The organism is Eubacterium ramulus ATCC 29099, assembly GCF_000469345.1.
Lineage (GTDB): Bacteria > Bacillota > Clostridia > Lachnospirales > Lachnospiraceae > Eubacterium_I > Eubacterium_I ramulus.
Map to the genome: position 1 here is coordinate 46,824 of NZ_KI271183.1, position 15,710 is coordinate 62,533.

15 protein-coding genes are annotated in these 15,710 nt (G+C 45.3%); 2 read left to right on the forward strand and 13 right to left on the reverse strand.

The annotated features are described in order from the left end of the window. Position 1 precedes the first annotated feature (1 nt). On the forward strand, positions 2-187 hold the full coding sequence (locus HMPREF0373_RS13810) for a hypothetical protein (RefSeq protein WP_044964608.1): 186 nt from the start codon (positions 2-4) through the stop codon (positions 185-187). 177 nt (positions 188-364) lie between these two features. Here the strand turns inward: HMPREF0373_RS13810 and HMPREF0373_RS13815 are convergent, their stop codons facing one another. From HMPREF0373_RS13815 to HMPREF0373_RS13840, 6 genes are all read right to left on the reverse strand, one after another. Continuing rightward, positions 365-1,648, reverse strand: coding sequence for an O-acetylhomoserine aminocarboxypropyltransferase/cysteine synthase family protein (locus HMPREF0373_RS13815; RefSeq protein ID WP_021740380.1), 1,284 nt, complete (start codon positions 1,646-1,648; stop codon positions 365-367). Positions 1,649-1,675: 27 nt separating this feature from the next. Then, complete coding sequence (locus HMPREF0373_RS13820; protein WP_021740381.1) at positions 1,676-2,290, reverse strand: ECF transporter S component; 615 nt, start codon at positions 2,288-2,290, stop codon at positions 1,676-1,678. Positions 2,291-2,312: 22 nt separating this feature from the next. Beyond that, positions 2,313-3,899, reverse strand: a complete 1,587-nt coding sequence (locus tag HMPREF0373_RS13825) for an ABC1 kinase family protein (protein WP_021740382.1) — start codon at positions 3,897-3,899, stop codon at positions 2,313-2,315. A 42-nt stretch (positions 3,900-3,941) separates the two neighbouring features. After that, on the reverse strand, positions 3,942-4,262 hold the full coding sequence (locus HMPREF0373_RS13830; RefSeq protein WP_044964611.1) for a phasin family protein: 321 nt from the start codon (positions 4,260-4,262) through the stop codon (positions 3,942-3,944). Between the two features lie 160 nt (positions 4,263-4,422). Then, entirely contained in the window at positions 4,423-5,532 is a 1,110-nt protein-coding gene (locus HMPREF0373_RS13835) for a sulfotransferase family protein (protein WP_021740384.1), read from the reverse strand. 21 nt (positions 5,533-5,553) lie between these two features. Beyond that, on the reverse strand, positions 5,554-6,732 hold the full coding sequence (locus HMPREF0373_RS13840; protein WP_147597901.1) for a transglutaminase domain-containing protein: 1,179 nt from the start codon (positions 6,730-6,732) through the stop codon (positions 5,554-5,556). Between the two features lie 175 nt (positions 6,733-6,907). Here HMPREF0373_RS13840 and HMPREF0373_RS13845 point away from each other — a divergent pair, with 175 nt between their 5' ends. After that, positions 6,908-7,414, forward strand: coding sequence for a DUF5721 family protein (locus HMPREF0373_RS13845; protein ID WP_044964617.1), 507 nt, complete (start codon positions 6,908-6,910; stop codon positions 7,412-7,414). Here the strand turns inward: HMPREF0373_RS13845 and HMPREF0373_RS13850 are convergent. The 7 genes from HMPREF0373_RS13850 to kamD all read right to left on the reverse strand — a co-directional run bounded on the left by HMPREF0373_RS13850 (position 7,407) and on the right by kamD (position 15,635). Continuing rightward, on the reverse strand, positions 7,407-7,865 hold the full coding sequence (locus HMPREF0373_RS13850) for a signal peptidase II (RefSeq protein ID WP_021740387.1): 459 nt from the start codon (positions 7,863-7,865) through the stop codon (positions 7,407-7,409). The genes HMPREF0373_RS13845 and HMPREF0373_RS13850 overlap by 8 nt on opposite strands. Beyond that, positions 7,862-9,277: a nickel pincer cofactor biosynthesis protein LarC2 gene (gene larC2, locus HMPREF0373_RS16160; RefSeq protein ID WP_021740388.1), complete on the reverse strand. Its 1,416-nt coding sequence runs from the start codon at positions 9,275-9,277 to the stop codon at positions 7,862-7,864. The genes HMPREF0373_RS13850 and larC2 overlap by 4 nt, the downstream gene beginning before the upstream one ends. A gap of 326 nt (positions 9,278-9,603) precedes the next feature. After that, a complete protein-coding gene (locus tag HMPREF0373_RS13860) occupies positions 9,604-11,292 on the reverse strand; it encodes a S8 family peptidase (protein ID WP_021740390.1) in 1,689 nt (562 codons plus the stop codon). 150 nt (positions 11,293-11,442) lie between these two features. After that, positions 11,443-12,369, reverse strand: a complete 927-nt coding sequence (locus tag HMPREF0373_RS13865; protein ID WP_021740391.1) for a PhzF family phenazine biosynthesis protein — start codon at positions 12,367-12,369, stop codon at positions 11,443-11,445. Between the two features lie 44 nt (positions 12,370-12,413). Then, positions 12,414-13,289 (reverse strand): DMT family transporter, encoded by an 876-nt coding sequence (locus tag HMPREF0373_RS13870; protein WP_021740392.1) that lies wholly within the window; start codon positions 13,287-13,289, stop codon positions 12,414-12,416. A 3-nt stretch (positions 13,290-13,292) separates the two neighbouring features. Next, positions 13,293-14,078, reverse strand: coding sequence for a lysine 5,6-aminomutase subunit beta (gene kamE / locus HMPREF0373_RS13875; protein ID WP_021740393.1), 786 nt, complete (start codon positions 14,076-14,078; stop codon positions 13,293-13,295). Positions 14,079-14,081: 3 nt separating this feature from the next. Continuing rightward, positions 14,082-15,635, reverse strand: a complete 1,554-nt coding sequence (gene kamD, locus HMPREF0373_RS13880) for a lysine 5,6-aminomutase subunit alpha (RefSeq protein WP_021740394.1) — start codon at positions 15,633-15,635, stop codon at positions 14,082-14,084. Positions 15,636-15,710: the final 75 nt, after the last annotated feature.

A 15,710-nucleotide genomic window follows, 5' to 3' on the forward strand; every position in this document is an offset into this window, starting at 1 on the left:
AATGGCATTATTAAAAGCAGAACATATTACAAAAACATATAATCAGTGCACAATCCTCAAAGACATCAACATTGAACTGCATCAGAAGGACGAGATCGTAATTCATGAACAGAAACCAAGGCCTGACGATTTCTATCTGACGGAAACGTTTCTGAATTACAAACGCGACATTATCAGTCGACTTTAGTTTTTATTTCTTTGTATTTAAAAGTTGAAAACGGAAACCAACGCAGACACGAAGCATTTTCCTGTCGTCTGCGTTGGTTTCCGTTTTTTTCATCAGTAGGAACGTATATATCAAATGTTATAAGATAACATCACTGTGTCCGGTTTCTTTTATTTCGTTCAGTTCCATTATATCCGTTTAGATGGCATCCAGAGCCTGTGCGAGATCTGCAATCAGGTCTTCCTTGTCTTCGAGACCACAGGACATCCGCACCAGTCCCGCCGGAATTCCGGCTGCCTCCAGCTGCTCATCTGTCATCTGGCGGTGTGTAGATGTCGCCGGATTCAGACAGCAGGTTCTTGCATCAGCCACATGTGTCTCGATGGCTGCCAGTTTCAGATGCTTCATAAATTTTTCTGCTGCTGCACGGCCGCCTTCCAGTTCAAAGGATACGACACCACAGCCACCCTTCGGCAGATATTTCTGTGCCAGTTCATAGTATTTGTCTCCCGGAAGTCCACTGTATGTTACACGCACTACCTTTGGATGGTTTGACAGAAATTCTGCCACAGCCTGTCCGTTTTCCACATGACGCGGCATACGCACATGCAGGGATTCCAGACCGAGATTCAGATAAAATGCATGCTGCGGAGACTGGATGCTTCCCAGGTCACGCATCAGCTGTGCCGTACATTTTGTGATAAACGCTCCAGCCTGTCCGAATTTTTCTGCATAAGTGATTCCATGATAAGATTCATCCGGTGTGCAAAGTCCCGGGAATTTGTCCGCATGTGCCATCCAGTCAAAATTACCGGAATCTACGATGGCTCCACCTACTGCAGCACCGTGCCCGTCCATATATTTTGTCGTGGAATGAGTTACAATATCTGCCCCCCATTTGAACGGATTACAGTTTACCGGTGTCGGGAACGTATTATCCACGATCAGCGGCACTCCATGTGCATGTGCTGCTTTTGCAAATTTTTCGATATCCAGAACTGTCAGTGCCGGGTTTGCAATCGTCTCACCAAATACAACTCTTGTATTATCCCGAAATGCTGCATTCAGTTCTTCTTCTGTGCAGTCCGGTGCTACGAATGTCGCTGTAATCCCCATTTTTTTCATTGTCACTTCGATCAGATTGAACGTTCCTCCATAAATAGCGGAAGACGCTACAATGTGGCTGCCACACTCGCACACATTAAATAGTGCGAAAAAGTTTGCTGCCTGTCCGGAAGATGTCAGCATTGCTGCGGTTCCACCTTCCATCTCTGCGATTTTTGCTGCTACCGTGTCATTGGTCGGATTCTGCAGACGGGTGTAGAAGTACCCGGTATCTTCCAGATCAAATAATCTGCCCATTGCCTCACTGGTTTCATAGCGGAAGGTGGTGGACTGAACGATCGGAATCTGTCTCGGCTCACCGTTTTCCGGACGATATCCCCCCTGTACACAAGTTGTGTCTAATCTGTACTTACTCATTTTTTTGTTCTCCTTTTTCTATACTGTTTATTCGCTGCGTTTGTTCATCGTCAGGATCGGTACCAGATGATTGTATACCAAAAACGTAATGACCACGCTGATCATCGCCTTTACAAAAGTAAATGGCATATTGAAGACGATCAGACTTTGCAAGATGCTTTTTACTCCCGGAAAGATTGCCTGATAAGCGGCCAGGATCGTGTCTGCCGGCATGAAATTATAATATACCGGATAAACCACAAAATAGTTCGATACCACACTGACTAAAGCCATTAAAATGGCACCCAGGACTGCTCCTCCACAGGCACTCTTTTTTGATTTCTTTTTCTTATATAATAATCCTGCCGGCAGGATAAATACTGCATTCAGAATAAAATTTGACAGTTCTCCGACTCCACCGGTAGATGTGACAGTCAGATGAAGCAGATTTTTGATCAGTGCGATGATAATACCACCTGCCGGACCAACTGCGAGACTTCCGATCAGTGCCGGGAAATCAGACAGATCCATTTTAATAAATACCGGCATCAGCGGAACACTGAATTCCATAAACATCAGTAAATAGGCGATTGCAGACAATACGCCCACGATCGCCATTTTCGCAATATTGGATTTTGCCGGTTTATTTGCTTTTGTTTTCATAACTTATAAATCTCTTTTCTCTCTATCGTTTTTTCTTTTTGGACCGAATATGACTGATAAACACCAGCGCAGTAAAAATAATGGCGAGGAAATAACCGATTGCGCCTAATGCCGGTATTCCCAGCAGTTTCGGTTCCATATTTGTGGTGCATATAATACTGGAACTGATCAGCAATGCCATGATCAGAAATCCCATAACCAGGCGCCGCACCAGTGCATTCAGCATCAGCGTCAGATCATCTGTGGCATGCAGATCCAGATTGATACTGGTCTGCCCATGCATATAACTGCGCAGCAGATCGGAAATATAGGACGGGATCTTAATCCCCTTCTGCAATGCCTGCCACACTTCCTTCGCACCAATGTGCAGTTCCTCTTTCATATTAGAAGTGGAAAACCGGTTTCCTGACATCCGTGCCGCCGCCACCTGCACCACATTGATATCCGGGGCGATTTCTGCAATGACACCCTCTATGGTTGTCAACCCGCGTACGAGCATGGTCAGACTGTGAGGCATGGATACTCTGTTTTCTTTCATAATATCCATCAGATCCTGCATCAGCGTTCCCATATTCAGTCCGCCAAAATTTGCATTGCCATATTTGGTCAGCCAGTCTCCGATATCCGAATACAGCAGTTTCTGATCCGGCTTGTCATGAAAATCTCCCAGTGAAAGTACGGCTTCCACGATCAGACTCACATCATTCGTAGCCACTCCTTTGATCACTTTTCCTAACAACACCTGATCACGCTGGGAAAACCGCCCCATCATCCCCATGTCGATCCAGACAATTTTTCCGTCCCGGATACGCATGTTACCCGGATGTGGATCCGCATGGAAAAATCCGTCTTCCATTATCTGTTTCACATAGTTGTCTGCCATTTTAGAGCCGATCTCACACAAATCATAGCCCGCTTCCAGCAGTTTTTCTTTTTCATCCACTCCGATACCGTCAATGTACTCCATCACCAGCACCTGGGTGGTCGTATATTCCCGATACAGCATCGGGCTTGTGACAAATGCCACATTTTTGTTCAGTCGCGCAAACTCTTCCATGTTCGCAGCTTCTGCCAGGAAGTTCATCTCATCCTGCGCTACTACCCACATTTCATCCAGCACCTGATTCATATCCACCAGACCGGCCATATTGATTGGCGGCATCAGTTTGACAGCCCGATGCAAAAATGCGATGTCCCGGGACATGGTCTCGTAAATGCCCTTGCGTTGCACTTTTACTACTACTGTCTCACCGCTTTTCAACTTTGCTTTATGCACCTGTGCAATGGATGCCGAACCGATAGGAGTTTCCTGAATTTCTTCAAACACGTCCTCCAGCTTCGTACCGTAAGCATGCTCAATGACCTCACGGACTTCTGAAAATGGCATCGGTGTCACTTCCGATCTCAGACGCATAAATTCGTCACAGATTTTTTTCGGAAAAATATCAGAGCGCATGGACATAATCTGGCCCAGCTTAATATAAGTTGGGCCAAGATCCTCCAGGATAAGGCGCAGCTTTTCCGGCGTTACCCCCCTGGCAATTTGATGTTTGTGTATGACTGAAATTATTTCCCGTAAACGGGTTCCGTTTGATTCTTTTTCACTCATATTTTCCTATTATCTATTCCAGTAAAGCTGTCAAAACAGTCTCTACACTTCGTCCGGTGCTTCCTCTTCATCATCCTGCGCCGCATCCGCAGCTTCTTTCTGGGCAATTGCGTCTTTCAGAGCTGCGATCTGCTCCGGGGACATTCCTTTTAATACATCAGCCGGATCTTTTTCTTCGTCTTTTTTGAATGTCTGTTTTACATTATGCTTTAACTCCTCATTGAGCACTTTTCCCTGCTCAACCGTCAGTTCGCCTTTTTTAACCAGATCATCCAGAATTTCTTTGGATTTTTCTGCAGTCGTAGCTGCTGCGCCAATACCTGCCAATAAGATTTTTTTCATGCTGTCACTAATTTTTTCCATAATGAAATTCTCCTTTCTATCATACCTGCGGAACATCCCGCAACGTATCTTTTGATCCTAGAACAAAAGTATACACCAGATACTGTTATTTTGCACCTGTTTTATCTTATTTTTTTGTGATGGGTCAGCCCTGTTACTGTTCTCACGTAACACTGCAACGTTACTTCTGCATCTCGTATCCATAATGTTCAAAATAAAATCCGAGTTTTGCATTGATCTTATCCCGCAGCCGCGGTGTCAGTTCAAATTTGTTCTTTTTGTAATTCTTCTGACTCTCCAGATATGCGTCAAAGTAAGGTTTTGCCTCCTCAAATCCGTCAATCCCCAGATGTTCATAGATCAGCTTTACATATCCCTTCGGATCCTTGCAGAAATCCTCATATTTGATATCGATATGATCCTGCGGCGGCATTTCTTCCAGTTCCCGGAAAGCTTTCTTATAAATTCGTTCAAACAGATCAATCGTCACGTCCTCGATCACTTCATATGGTGCCGGATCATTCAGGCAGAACAGCCCCATCTCCTTGGTAAACATATTGATGGTGGACATGACAACCGTGTACGGATTTCGGTAAATATTGATGAATTTTGCACCCGGATAGCAGCGCTTCAGAGCACCGATCCTGCAGGTATTCTCCGGGCTTTTCAGTAAAAGCTGTCTGCCGCCATACAGATATGTGACCTTCTTCAGAATGTAATCATAGGCTTTGCGCCATTCCTGCTGCCGCTTTTCATCCTGTTCATCAATAAAAGCTGTCTCAATGTATTTGACACCATTGCCGCCATCCGGGAATACCAGCATATGGCTGATGGCCTGCGTAGAAATCGTTGCCTGGGCAAATACTTCCTCCATCGGAAGATCCAGTGTATATTCCAGATTATCCATCGGCCGCGCTCCCTGCAGCAGTTTTTTCTGAGCTTTTGCAAGGATTCCTTTCATGAAAATACAATTGCTGAACGTCACGGTACGCACCGGATCAAACCATCCAAACTGTGGATCCCTGGTCAGCAGATTCTGTAAAAATGTCGTTCCAGAACGCCAGTAACCAACGATATATACCGGATCTTTTTTTATCTTTGTCCGCTTGATTGGAACATAAAACACCAGCCATTCCAGAAATGCCGGAATTGCCAGAATGGAAGAAACCGCCGTGATCAGCCGCACCTGGCCTTTATTTTCCTCTGTGATCGGATTGCTTCGCTTCAGGCGGATCCAGTTGTCTAACCGGCAGCCCATCAGATTGTGTGATAGATTGATCTTTTTTCCCATAGTATCTTGCACTTCCTTTTTCTAATAATCATATACAATGAAAAGAACACAGCCCTCGATATCTTCCATATAATGAAAACTCTGAAGTCCCGGACAGTATTTTGCGATTCCGTATTCTTCCACAAAATACTGCATGGCCTGTTCATACAGATCTACACTGGCAAATTTTACCTGCATCATTTCTTCTCTGTTATTATATGCAGTTCCAAACAAAGCCCCGATGACATCCTGATTCCATTCGGTAATATAACGGCCTTCGTGCACATAATAATTATCTTTTACCGCTGTACATTCCGGCAGCGGAATCCTGCTGTCCGGTGTATGGGACTGCATAATATCTGCTGTGGTAGCCCCGAAATAATTGTAGTCCACATATTTGGAAAGCACAGATTCTTTCTGTTCCGACTGTCGGGACAGATACTGGGAATTGCCCCAGGTAGTATCCATATAATAATATGCTCCGTCCAGCTGCACCAGATTCCATGCATGCGGTCCGTCACTGACATTTCCGATGACTGTCGTACAGGAAACCCCCAGTTTTTCCAGCAGATACTGCGTCGCATAGGCATATCCCTGACAAATGGTTTCATGATTCAGAAAAACACTGATGATGTTCTGGTTATCTGCGGAATCTTCCACATAATCCACTTCGTCGATGAGCTTTTCAAACACATAAAGCGCTTTTTCATAATCACTGCCTTCTTTCGGTGCATCCGCCAGCATCCGGTCCGCTTCCTTATCAATCGCCTTCTGTGTCTTCTTCTGTTCTTCCGCTGTCATGCTGTATTCCGGGGTGATTTCAATGGCTGTGATCTCATCATCCCTGCTGTATGTCACATAGGAAAACTGCTTCAGCCAGAACAGATCACAGTAATCATACCGCACCGCCAGATATGCAAGCTCCATCTGCTCCACATCCGTGGTAGCAATCTGTACTTCCTTTTTTCGATGTACGATCGCATATAAGATTTCGTCATATACAAGTTTCGTCGCATCATCCAATGTGCTGTATGCATATTTGTCCTGCGAAACCGTCTTTACCTGCAGCGGATTGTTCCCGGTAACCATTTTTTCCACCCGGTCTGCCACTTCCGTCATATCCGTTTTTTTGCCTCCGCAGCTTCCAAGCACCAGTACCATACAGCTGATGAGCAGCACAATGCCCATCCGTCTGTAAACACACATTTTTTTCTTTCTCACTCAGTTGTCCCCGTTCTTTCTATCATAGACAGCACAGACACTCACGATGTTCATACGCACCATGAGTGAACTGTACCCCATCTTTGTTATTGCTTTTTTTTCTGTTCACTTTTATAATAGATCTTAAATGGTTATCATACCACAATCATACATTTTTGTGAACAGGAGATTCCGCATGATTGCATTGAAAATCACCGAGATCGGTACTTTTATCAATAAACTGTTAAAGGACGGCATGTGTGACCATTTTCTGCTTCAGGAAGCAGTGATCACCCAGGCTGCCACTTATACCATCGATGGCTCGTTCCATCCGGATTACTATGAACCGGAAGAACTGGACACGCTGCATCTACAGGATCTGTCCTACCTTCCGTTTTCCCTGCTGCGGCCGAGCTGCCTGAAAATAATGCAGGGCAAAAAGAAACCCTTGTTTTTTAAGTTCGTATTTCTGCTTTCCCCGGAAAACCAGGAAAAGACTATCACACGTTCCGGCACCGATTTTACATCCAAAGACATCAGCGGTATGTATGTGCATTTCACTTATAAAAATGAAGTGCTGACCTGTACCACAGGTATATCCTACCGGCTGTTTTCCCTGGACAAGTCTTTGGAACAGGAATGGGACCGGCTCGTTCAGGTATTTCTGCGTCAAAATGGCATCGCTGCGGAATCGGTCAGCTGACCGCTTCTGCCAGCTCCCGGAAAAATAAGATTGCTGTTCCGGCAAAGATACACAGATCCGCGACGTTATAGATAAGTTTTCTCAAACAGGCCAGCGGCACACGAAACTGCAGGTAATCTGTCACATATCCATGTACAAACCGCTCCAGCAGATTAGCCAGTCCACCGCCAAGAATCAGGGCAAGACCCCATTTTCCTGCCTTTTCTCCTTTCAATGTCAGCATGAATAAAAACACCACCGCAAGAAAACTCACCACCACAACGCCAATGATTTTTACCAGCATCGGACGTTTTCTTAACGTATCATTTGCCATACCATAATTATGATATTTTCGCAGACGGACACCACATTTTCCCCATTTCTGTCCATCTTCTTCCACATTTTGATTGATATACCGGCGGATCAACAGCTCCGCCAGACAGATTGCCACAATCACAGCTACATAGATCATGTCGTCTCTTCTCCTTTTTCATTCTTTCCGGATAGTTCCAGTTCTATACTGCGATATACGTCACGGAATGGCAGTCCGGTGCTTCGTGCAATCGCTGCCACACTGTCATATTCCAGTGTCAGCACCTTTCCCTGCTCTTTCTGCAGACGTTTTACTGCCACTTTGCCAAAGGAACTTTTTTTCTGGTCGGTCTCCCGGTGCAGGATGCTCCGCTGCATAATTGCATGTCGGATTCCGATAGCTGTCGTTTCCGCAAAAATGATCTGCTCCATCCGTTCCCGGTCATCCGGATGGCACAATACCGTCAGCAGATACGCCGGCCGGTTTTTCTTCATATAAATTGGCATATAGCTGACATCCCGTGCCCCTTCCCGCATGAGACGTTCCATCGTATAACCAAGCACTTCTCCGCTGCAGTCATCAAGATTGCATTCCAGTTTGCAGATCTCATCTGCGGAAGTCCATGCAGATACATCCATTCTTCTGTACCTGTCAGCGTCTGTACACACTGCTCCCTCAGAATATACCGCGAACTCTTCTGATACTGTTTTTACCTGTCCTGTTTCATGATCCGGCTGTCCTGATTTCACAGCTTTTCCGGGTACATTTTGATCTGATCCTGGTTCTGATCTTTGTTCTTCCTTTTCCACAGATTTGAGTGGTATGAATTTGGGTTCTGCCGAATCCGGCGTCAGTAATTCCAGTTCCGCCCTCTTCGGTGTCAAAACTTCCGGTCTCATCTGTCTGGCCACAGAATTTCTGCGGAGCAGGACGACACGAAGGCGGGCCGGCTCTCCTTCCGAAGATACACCGTTTCCGACTCCCTGACTGATCATCTGATACTGTTTCGGCAGATGACGTACTATTTTACACGCTGCCAGCAGTGCCGCTGCTTCCGGTGTTACCCAGGCTCCATCCCGCTCCATCCGCTGCAATGCAATACCTGTATCCATCAGAATGTACAGTGTCTCCGGCAGCGGCACCTGTTTTTTGCCATCCTGCGTTGTGATACATTCAAATCCTTCATATAATACCGGACAGATCACCTCACCGATCTGCAACTGCTCCATACCGATTGCTGTGGTCATCATCGCAATCACACCGTCAAAATCTCTTTTGGAAAAACGAAGTTCTTCCGGTTCCACATGTTCCACCGTTGCTTTTGCATTCAGCCAGATCCCGTATGCACGGGCAAATAGTCGTTCCGCATCCACAGGCAGGGCAAACTCATGGATCCGTTCCTGCATATTGTGAAGCATCTCCTGTCTTGCTGCTTCGGAGCAGGACAGTTTCCGCAGTCCGGCCACCAGTTTTCTAGCCGCTTTCCCCTCCGGCATCAAATCCAGCAATGCTTCTGTCAGCATCCGGGCACTCAGCCCCTCATAACATTCTATATAAATACTCTGTTTCATTTGTATAACCTCGCTTCCACCATTTATTTCCGGTTTCTTATGCTGCTTTTAGTATAAGATAAAATGTAAAAAAACGCTAACATTTTTTGTACACCGGCACAATACCCAAGCAAAATTGTATGATTACCTTTTGGTGATGGATAAATTGCATAATTTCGCAAGAAAAATTTATGAATCATTGTGAACACTTATGCACGCACATTTGCTATTATAATAACTGTAAAAACCCCCAATACATTATAAGTTTTTTGCTACCCCCATAGTAAAAAATACCTTCTCCTTAAAAGACAGCCGTTCGGATTTGGCTGTCTTTTTTTTGTATTTTTTCAGAGTTCTCTCAACCGCAACAGTGCATCATACACATTCAAGGTACCATATCCATACACGGGGCTTGGATAAACACGTTCCTCGTCCCGTCCGGCACCACGGATCAGCAGGTTTTTCAATTCTGCCGTATTCAGATAGCGCATATTATTTTCCACGATCCCCCACTGAAACATCTGAGCACAGGCTCCTGCCGTCAACGCTGCACTGATGCTTGTTCCGCTGCGCAGTTCATACTGATCTGGCAGCACCGGACCGGTCACATTTACACCGGGAGCGATCAGATCCGGTTTTACGGCATTCAAACCGGAAAATCCCCGTCCGGAATCCGGATAAATACTCCCGCCCACTGCCTGATATGCCCCTGCTGTAATCGCTACCCGGGACATGCCTGGCATCGTGATCGTTGTATCCGGACTGGAGCGCAGGAAAAATACCTCACCACTTAAAAATGCAGACAGAGGCAGCCAGCAGCATATGTTTCCGCTGAGTACCAGATCCCCCTGTACTTCCACACTCCAGATTCCGGCAAGTGGGTTTTCAAATCGCAAACTGATCAGCTGCATGCTGTTTCGTGTTCCAACGATGGCATATTCCACCGTCAGCCGTGTCTGTTCAAATAAAAATGTATACGCTTGCCTGCTTCCGGGGTACACCACAGTCTTCGGAAACCGTTCTCCCGTAGGTGAAATGACGGAAACCTGATAAATCTCAGGAACCGTGCTCCACATTTCCATCTGAAACCCGCGCACCCGTTCTTCCACAGACAACTCAATGATTTCTGATCCGCCCTGTATCACATTCCGCTTTTCATGGTGTCTCTGGTTTGCCTCATTCCCAGCTGCAACCACCACCGCCCTCTGCCGTCTGCGTCCCAGTTCATCGCACTGTACCGACAATGGCTCCTCTCCCGTATGATTTCCAAGACTGCCACCCATTCCGATACAGACCACTAGCGGAAGCTGTCGTTCATAAGCAAAACGATTCAGCCAGGCGAGTCCCAGCATCAGATCATTTTCCTGATAGCATTCCACGCCATCCGGTATAAAATAGTAGTCTCGCAGATACTGTTTTGCCTGCTTGCACTTTACAACTGCGATGTGTGCCAGCGGCGCCGCTCCGGAAAACTCTGCCCCTGTATCCGCACTTCCACAGGCAACCCCTGCCAGAAAAGTTCCATGCCCACTTTCGTCCCGCTCCGGTACAATGCTCTGCGGCTGTTCCGCCTGCAGCGCGGCATTGATCTCCTCTTCCCCATAAAAAGCACCATACACCATTCCATTTGGCGGAGGACCTTCCATCTGTGTCTGATCCCAGATACCAAGGATTCGTGTACTTCCATCCACATTTCGAAAAGCCGGGTGTTCATAATTGATCCCGGTATCCACAAACCCGACCAACACACCCTGTCCCTGCAAATCCAATGCTGCCGGATTCTGCAACCGTATCATCCCACTGACTTCCAACGCAGTCATATCCATAGGTGTCAGGCAGTGCGGTATCGTCAGATACGGATAATCCTGCAGATTCAGCTCCGGTGCCCGTTCCCTTCTGTAAAAGCCAATATCATAAGTATCATCCACTTGTTGGATACACTCCGGGGCTCCCATAGAATAACCGCCGATATAATCCAGGATCAGATCATAATACTCATTTGAATAGACTGCTTTTTTACAAAGTTCCTCGTCCAACCTGTGTCTCCCGAAAACTTAATTGCTTATTTTTAATAAAATATGCAATGCCAGTGAAAACGTTTCTCTCAAAATCCTATCAAATGAAAAAGAACGTACCAAGGGAAAATTAGTTACTTTTCCTGGTACGTTCTTTTGAAGATTTTACCTTTATATATTCAAATGGATTCCTTCCCGGCAGATCACTCCACAACCGCCAACCCATATGGTTGGTTTTCCATCTGCCATCCGCACTTTCGTATAGACTTTTGACGGACGATGCATGTGCTCTCCCTGAAGGAAACAATTCATCTGATTTACCTGAATCATTCCTTTTTGATACAGATAATAGGTCAATCCACCGTTCGATGTTCCGGTCGCACATTCCTCCGGAATATCATACAACGGTGCATAATTACTGCAATATGCTGTAATTTGTTCTGTTTTCGGCAGATTCAGACAGGACATATGTACCCCTACCACATCCAGTTCTTCTGAAATTCTACTGATTTCTTCTTCATGCTGCACAGCCTGCAGCAGGTCATCCCTGCTTTTGACGCACACATGAATATCTCGCAAACCTGATTTCACGATACGGACTTCCATCGTTTCATCCAGAGCTGTTACGTCAAGCTCATACGCATCACAGATACGTTGCACCATCTTCGGTTCCAGCTTCTGCTGAAGCTCCGGTGCATCCATTTCCATCCAGATGATTCCCTCCGAAACTTCCACCGTCAGCTGCGCTTCGGTTGTGACCAGCTCATACACACCATCTCCAATCACACCTTTCTGATACAGATACGAAAAAGATGCGATTGTTGCATGACCACACAACGGAACCTCCGCTGCCGGAGTAAAATACCGAATAGCAAAACTTCTGTCATTCAGACGAGTGATAAATGCGGTTTCAGAGAAATGCAGCCTGGCTGCGGCCTGTTGCATCTGTTCATCAGTCAAATGCTCCGGCTTTTCCCCGTCGCAATCCTGATGCCGGTTCTGTTCTTTTAAACAGAGCTCTTCATTCAAATATACGACACCTGCGGGATTTCCTCCCTCCGGATGTTCCGAAAATCCATTGACTACATTTACTCTCATGGTTTCCTTTTATCTTCCCTTTCCATTCTTTTCTTCCGGAGTTCTCACCTTTTTTTGCTTCCCCTGCTGGCAAAAAACTCGGAAATAATCGAAGAGGCTACAATCACTGAACCACCGACAACCAATTGCCAGTATAATGGATCTCCCAACATGAGCACCGCCAGCAATGTGGCGAATACACTCTCAAAGGATAATAATATACCGCTTGTTGTGGTAGATACCCGCTTCATACCGTACAGACACAGGAAATATGGAATGATAGAGCACAAAATTGCCAGGAAGAAAAATGCACCAAATGGCAATGCTATGGTACCGATCACCTTAAAGCTTCCGCTGAACAGTGTTGCAATCCAGGCAAGTACTGCCACCGTTCCCATCTGTGTCAGATTCAACAGCCAACCATCATACTGTTTACTGAATTTCGACGAGTATACAATATGTACGGCATAAGAAAGTGCACATCCGGCACTGAGCAGATCACCTTTATTAAAGGAATCCAACCCATTTGCCAGGAGAAGACAGATTCCAACCATACAGATTACAGATGCAAGTACATCGCTGCCTGTCGGTTTTTTTCTTCTTATAATAAGATACACGATCGGAAGTATTATAATATAAGAAGCTATAATAAACGATGACTTGGAAGCCGATGTATACTGAAGTGCAACTGTAAATAAAAAGAATTCAAAAAACATTGCGGTTCCCATTTTCATTCCTGAAAACAGGAGATCTTTTGTGTAATGTTTGAATTTAGGTATACATATTACTGCAAGTATGATTGCAGCAAATGAAAATCGAAATGCAAGTAATACAGAAGGTGGCACTTCGGCCACCAACTGTTTTACGGCTATGTAAGCGGTGGCCCACAGAAATGCAGAGGCCACGAGGGCCAAGCACCCTATGAGACGACCTTTTTTCATGATTTATTTAAATCCTCTCTTAACCATGTCTGTTACTGCAAATGTTGCAACATCATCTGCATATTTACCAGCACCAAAACCGGCATCATAACCAAGTTCTTTTGCAAGTTCATGTGTAATACGTGCACCACCACAGCAAACGATATATTTATCACGAAGTCCCTCAGCCTCAAGAAGCTCGATCAGATTTGTTAAGTTCTGAATATGAACATCTTTCTGAGTAACAGTCTGAGATACCAGCAGTACATCTGCATGTAACTCTTTTGCTTTCTCGATAAATTCTTCGTTTGGAATCTGAGATCCAAGGTTATATGCCTCGATCATCTCATAACGCTCCAGACCATAATGTCCGGCAAATCCTTTTCGGTTCATAACTGCATCGATACCTACGGTATGAGCATCTGTACCTGTGGAAGCACCTACTACTACGATCTTTCTGCCGAAGTGCTCTTTGATATATTCATTCACTTCATCCATAGACATTGTCTCTTCTTCTACTGTCTGTACATGGATATCCGTGTAGTTTACTGTGTGAACGCAGCTGCCGTAGCAAACGTAGAATGTAAATTCTGTATCCAGAGCATGGTGATATGCTACGTTGACATCTTCCAGTCCCATCAGTTTGCAAAGCTGTCTTGCTGCTTCTTCTCCGCGCTCATCATCTTTGATCGGTAATGTAAAGCTTAACTGCATTTTACCATCATTCATGGTGTCGCCATACGGTTTGATTTTGGTCAGATCCAGAGTTGTATCGAAATCTGCCTTGCTCATATTGTAAAGTCCACTCATCGCTTAGACCTCCTTTTTCATCAGAGTAATAAACGGGTTGAAGTAATTATCATCTTTTACTACAACGCCATCCAGACCTTTTCCGCCATCTTTCGGACGTTTAATGTCTGCGAAAATACCCTGTTCCAGTGTTGCAAACAGACCCTGATGCTCAATCTCTACAAGCAGGTCAGTTGCTTTCTGAAGTACTTCATTAGCACGTGACTGAATGATTCCGCCCTCTTTGAATTCAAGCTCTGAGCCGAAATCTTTCATTGTACGGAAAATATACTGCGCATTCTCGATAGCCAGTGCACGGTCTGACATAAACGGTGTATGGATTGCTTCTGTCATCATACCAAGTAAGTGAAGTCTCTGTCCTGTCATAATGGTTACTGCATTAAATAATGCATCCTGTACATGACCACGGAAAATATTACCTGTCATAAACTTTGTAGGCGGCATGTATTTTAACGGTGCTTTCGGGAAGATCTCTCTAGCCATCTGCGCCTGTGCTAACTCATACAGGAATCCATTCTCTACATCCGGTGAAATCTCGAATGCATGTCCAAGACCCTGCTGCTCTTCCGGCAGACCAGCCATTAATGCAAACTGCTCATTCAGGAACTGAGAAGCAAGTACAGTATGTGCTTCTTCTACAGCATCAGCAGTTGTCAGGTAGTTATCCTCACCTGTGTTAATGATAACGCCGGCAAAACCATTGATGATACGTGAGAAATACTGGTCAACCAGTGTTCTCTGCATGTTGATATCACGGAACAGGATACCATATAAAGCATCGTTCAGCATAACGTCCAGACGCTCTAAAGCTCCCATTGCTGCGATCTCCGGCATACATAATCCGGAACAGTAGTTACAGAGACGGATATATCTGTTTTCTTCTTCTCCTACTTTATCAAGGGCTGCTCTCATGAGACGGAAGTTCTCCTGTGTCGCATAAGTACCACCGAAACCTTCTGTAGTTGCACCATATGGTACATAATCCAGTAAGGACTGTCCGGTTGTACGGATAACTGCGATGATGTCAGCTCCCTGTTTTGCGGCTGCAACAGCCTGTGTAATATCTTCATAAATGTTACCTGTAGCAACGATCAGATAAAGGAACGGACCCTCTTTATCTCCACCGAAGGACTCCAGATACTCATTTCTTTTTGCTACATTTCCTGCTACTCTCTCTGTGGCAGCTTCTGCGATCGGCCAGATAGCCGCTTTGATTTCGTCTAAGGAAGCAACCGGAAGTTTTGTCAAATCTACTTCTCCGCTGCTTACTTTCTCAGCGATTTCCTGTGGTCCTACACCAAGTGCAACCATTGCATTTCCTACATAAAATGCAACACCACCGGAAAGCACTCCTTTTTCTTTCAGATGATCCACTACTACGTTTGGAAGTGGAACCTCTACCTCATTAACACCGTCAATTCCTAACAGACGGCAAACAGCTCTTTCAACTGTAACTGTTGTATGTTCATCGATAAAAGCCTGAACATCTGCAGCAACATTATGTGCACTTGCTCTTGCTTTTGCGATTAATTCCTGGTTTAATCCAAGTTTGCTCATACTTGAAAAACTCCTTTCATCTCGGTATTAAGTATCATGTCAGGCTATTTTTCACGCCATCTGTACTTAGGGTGA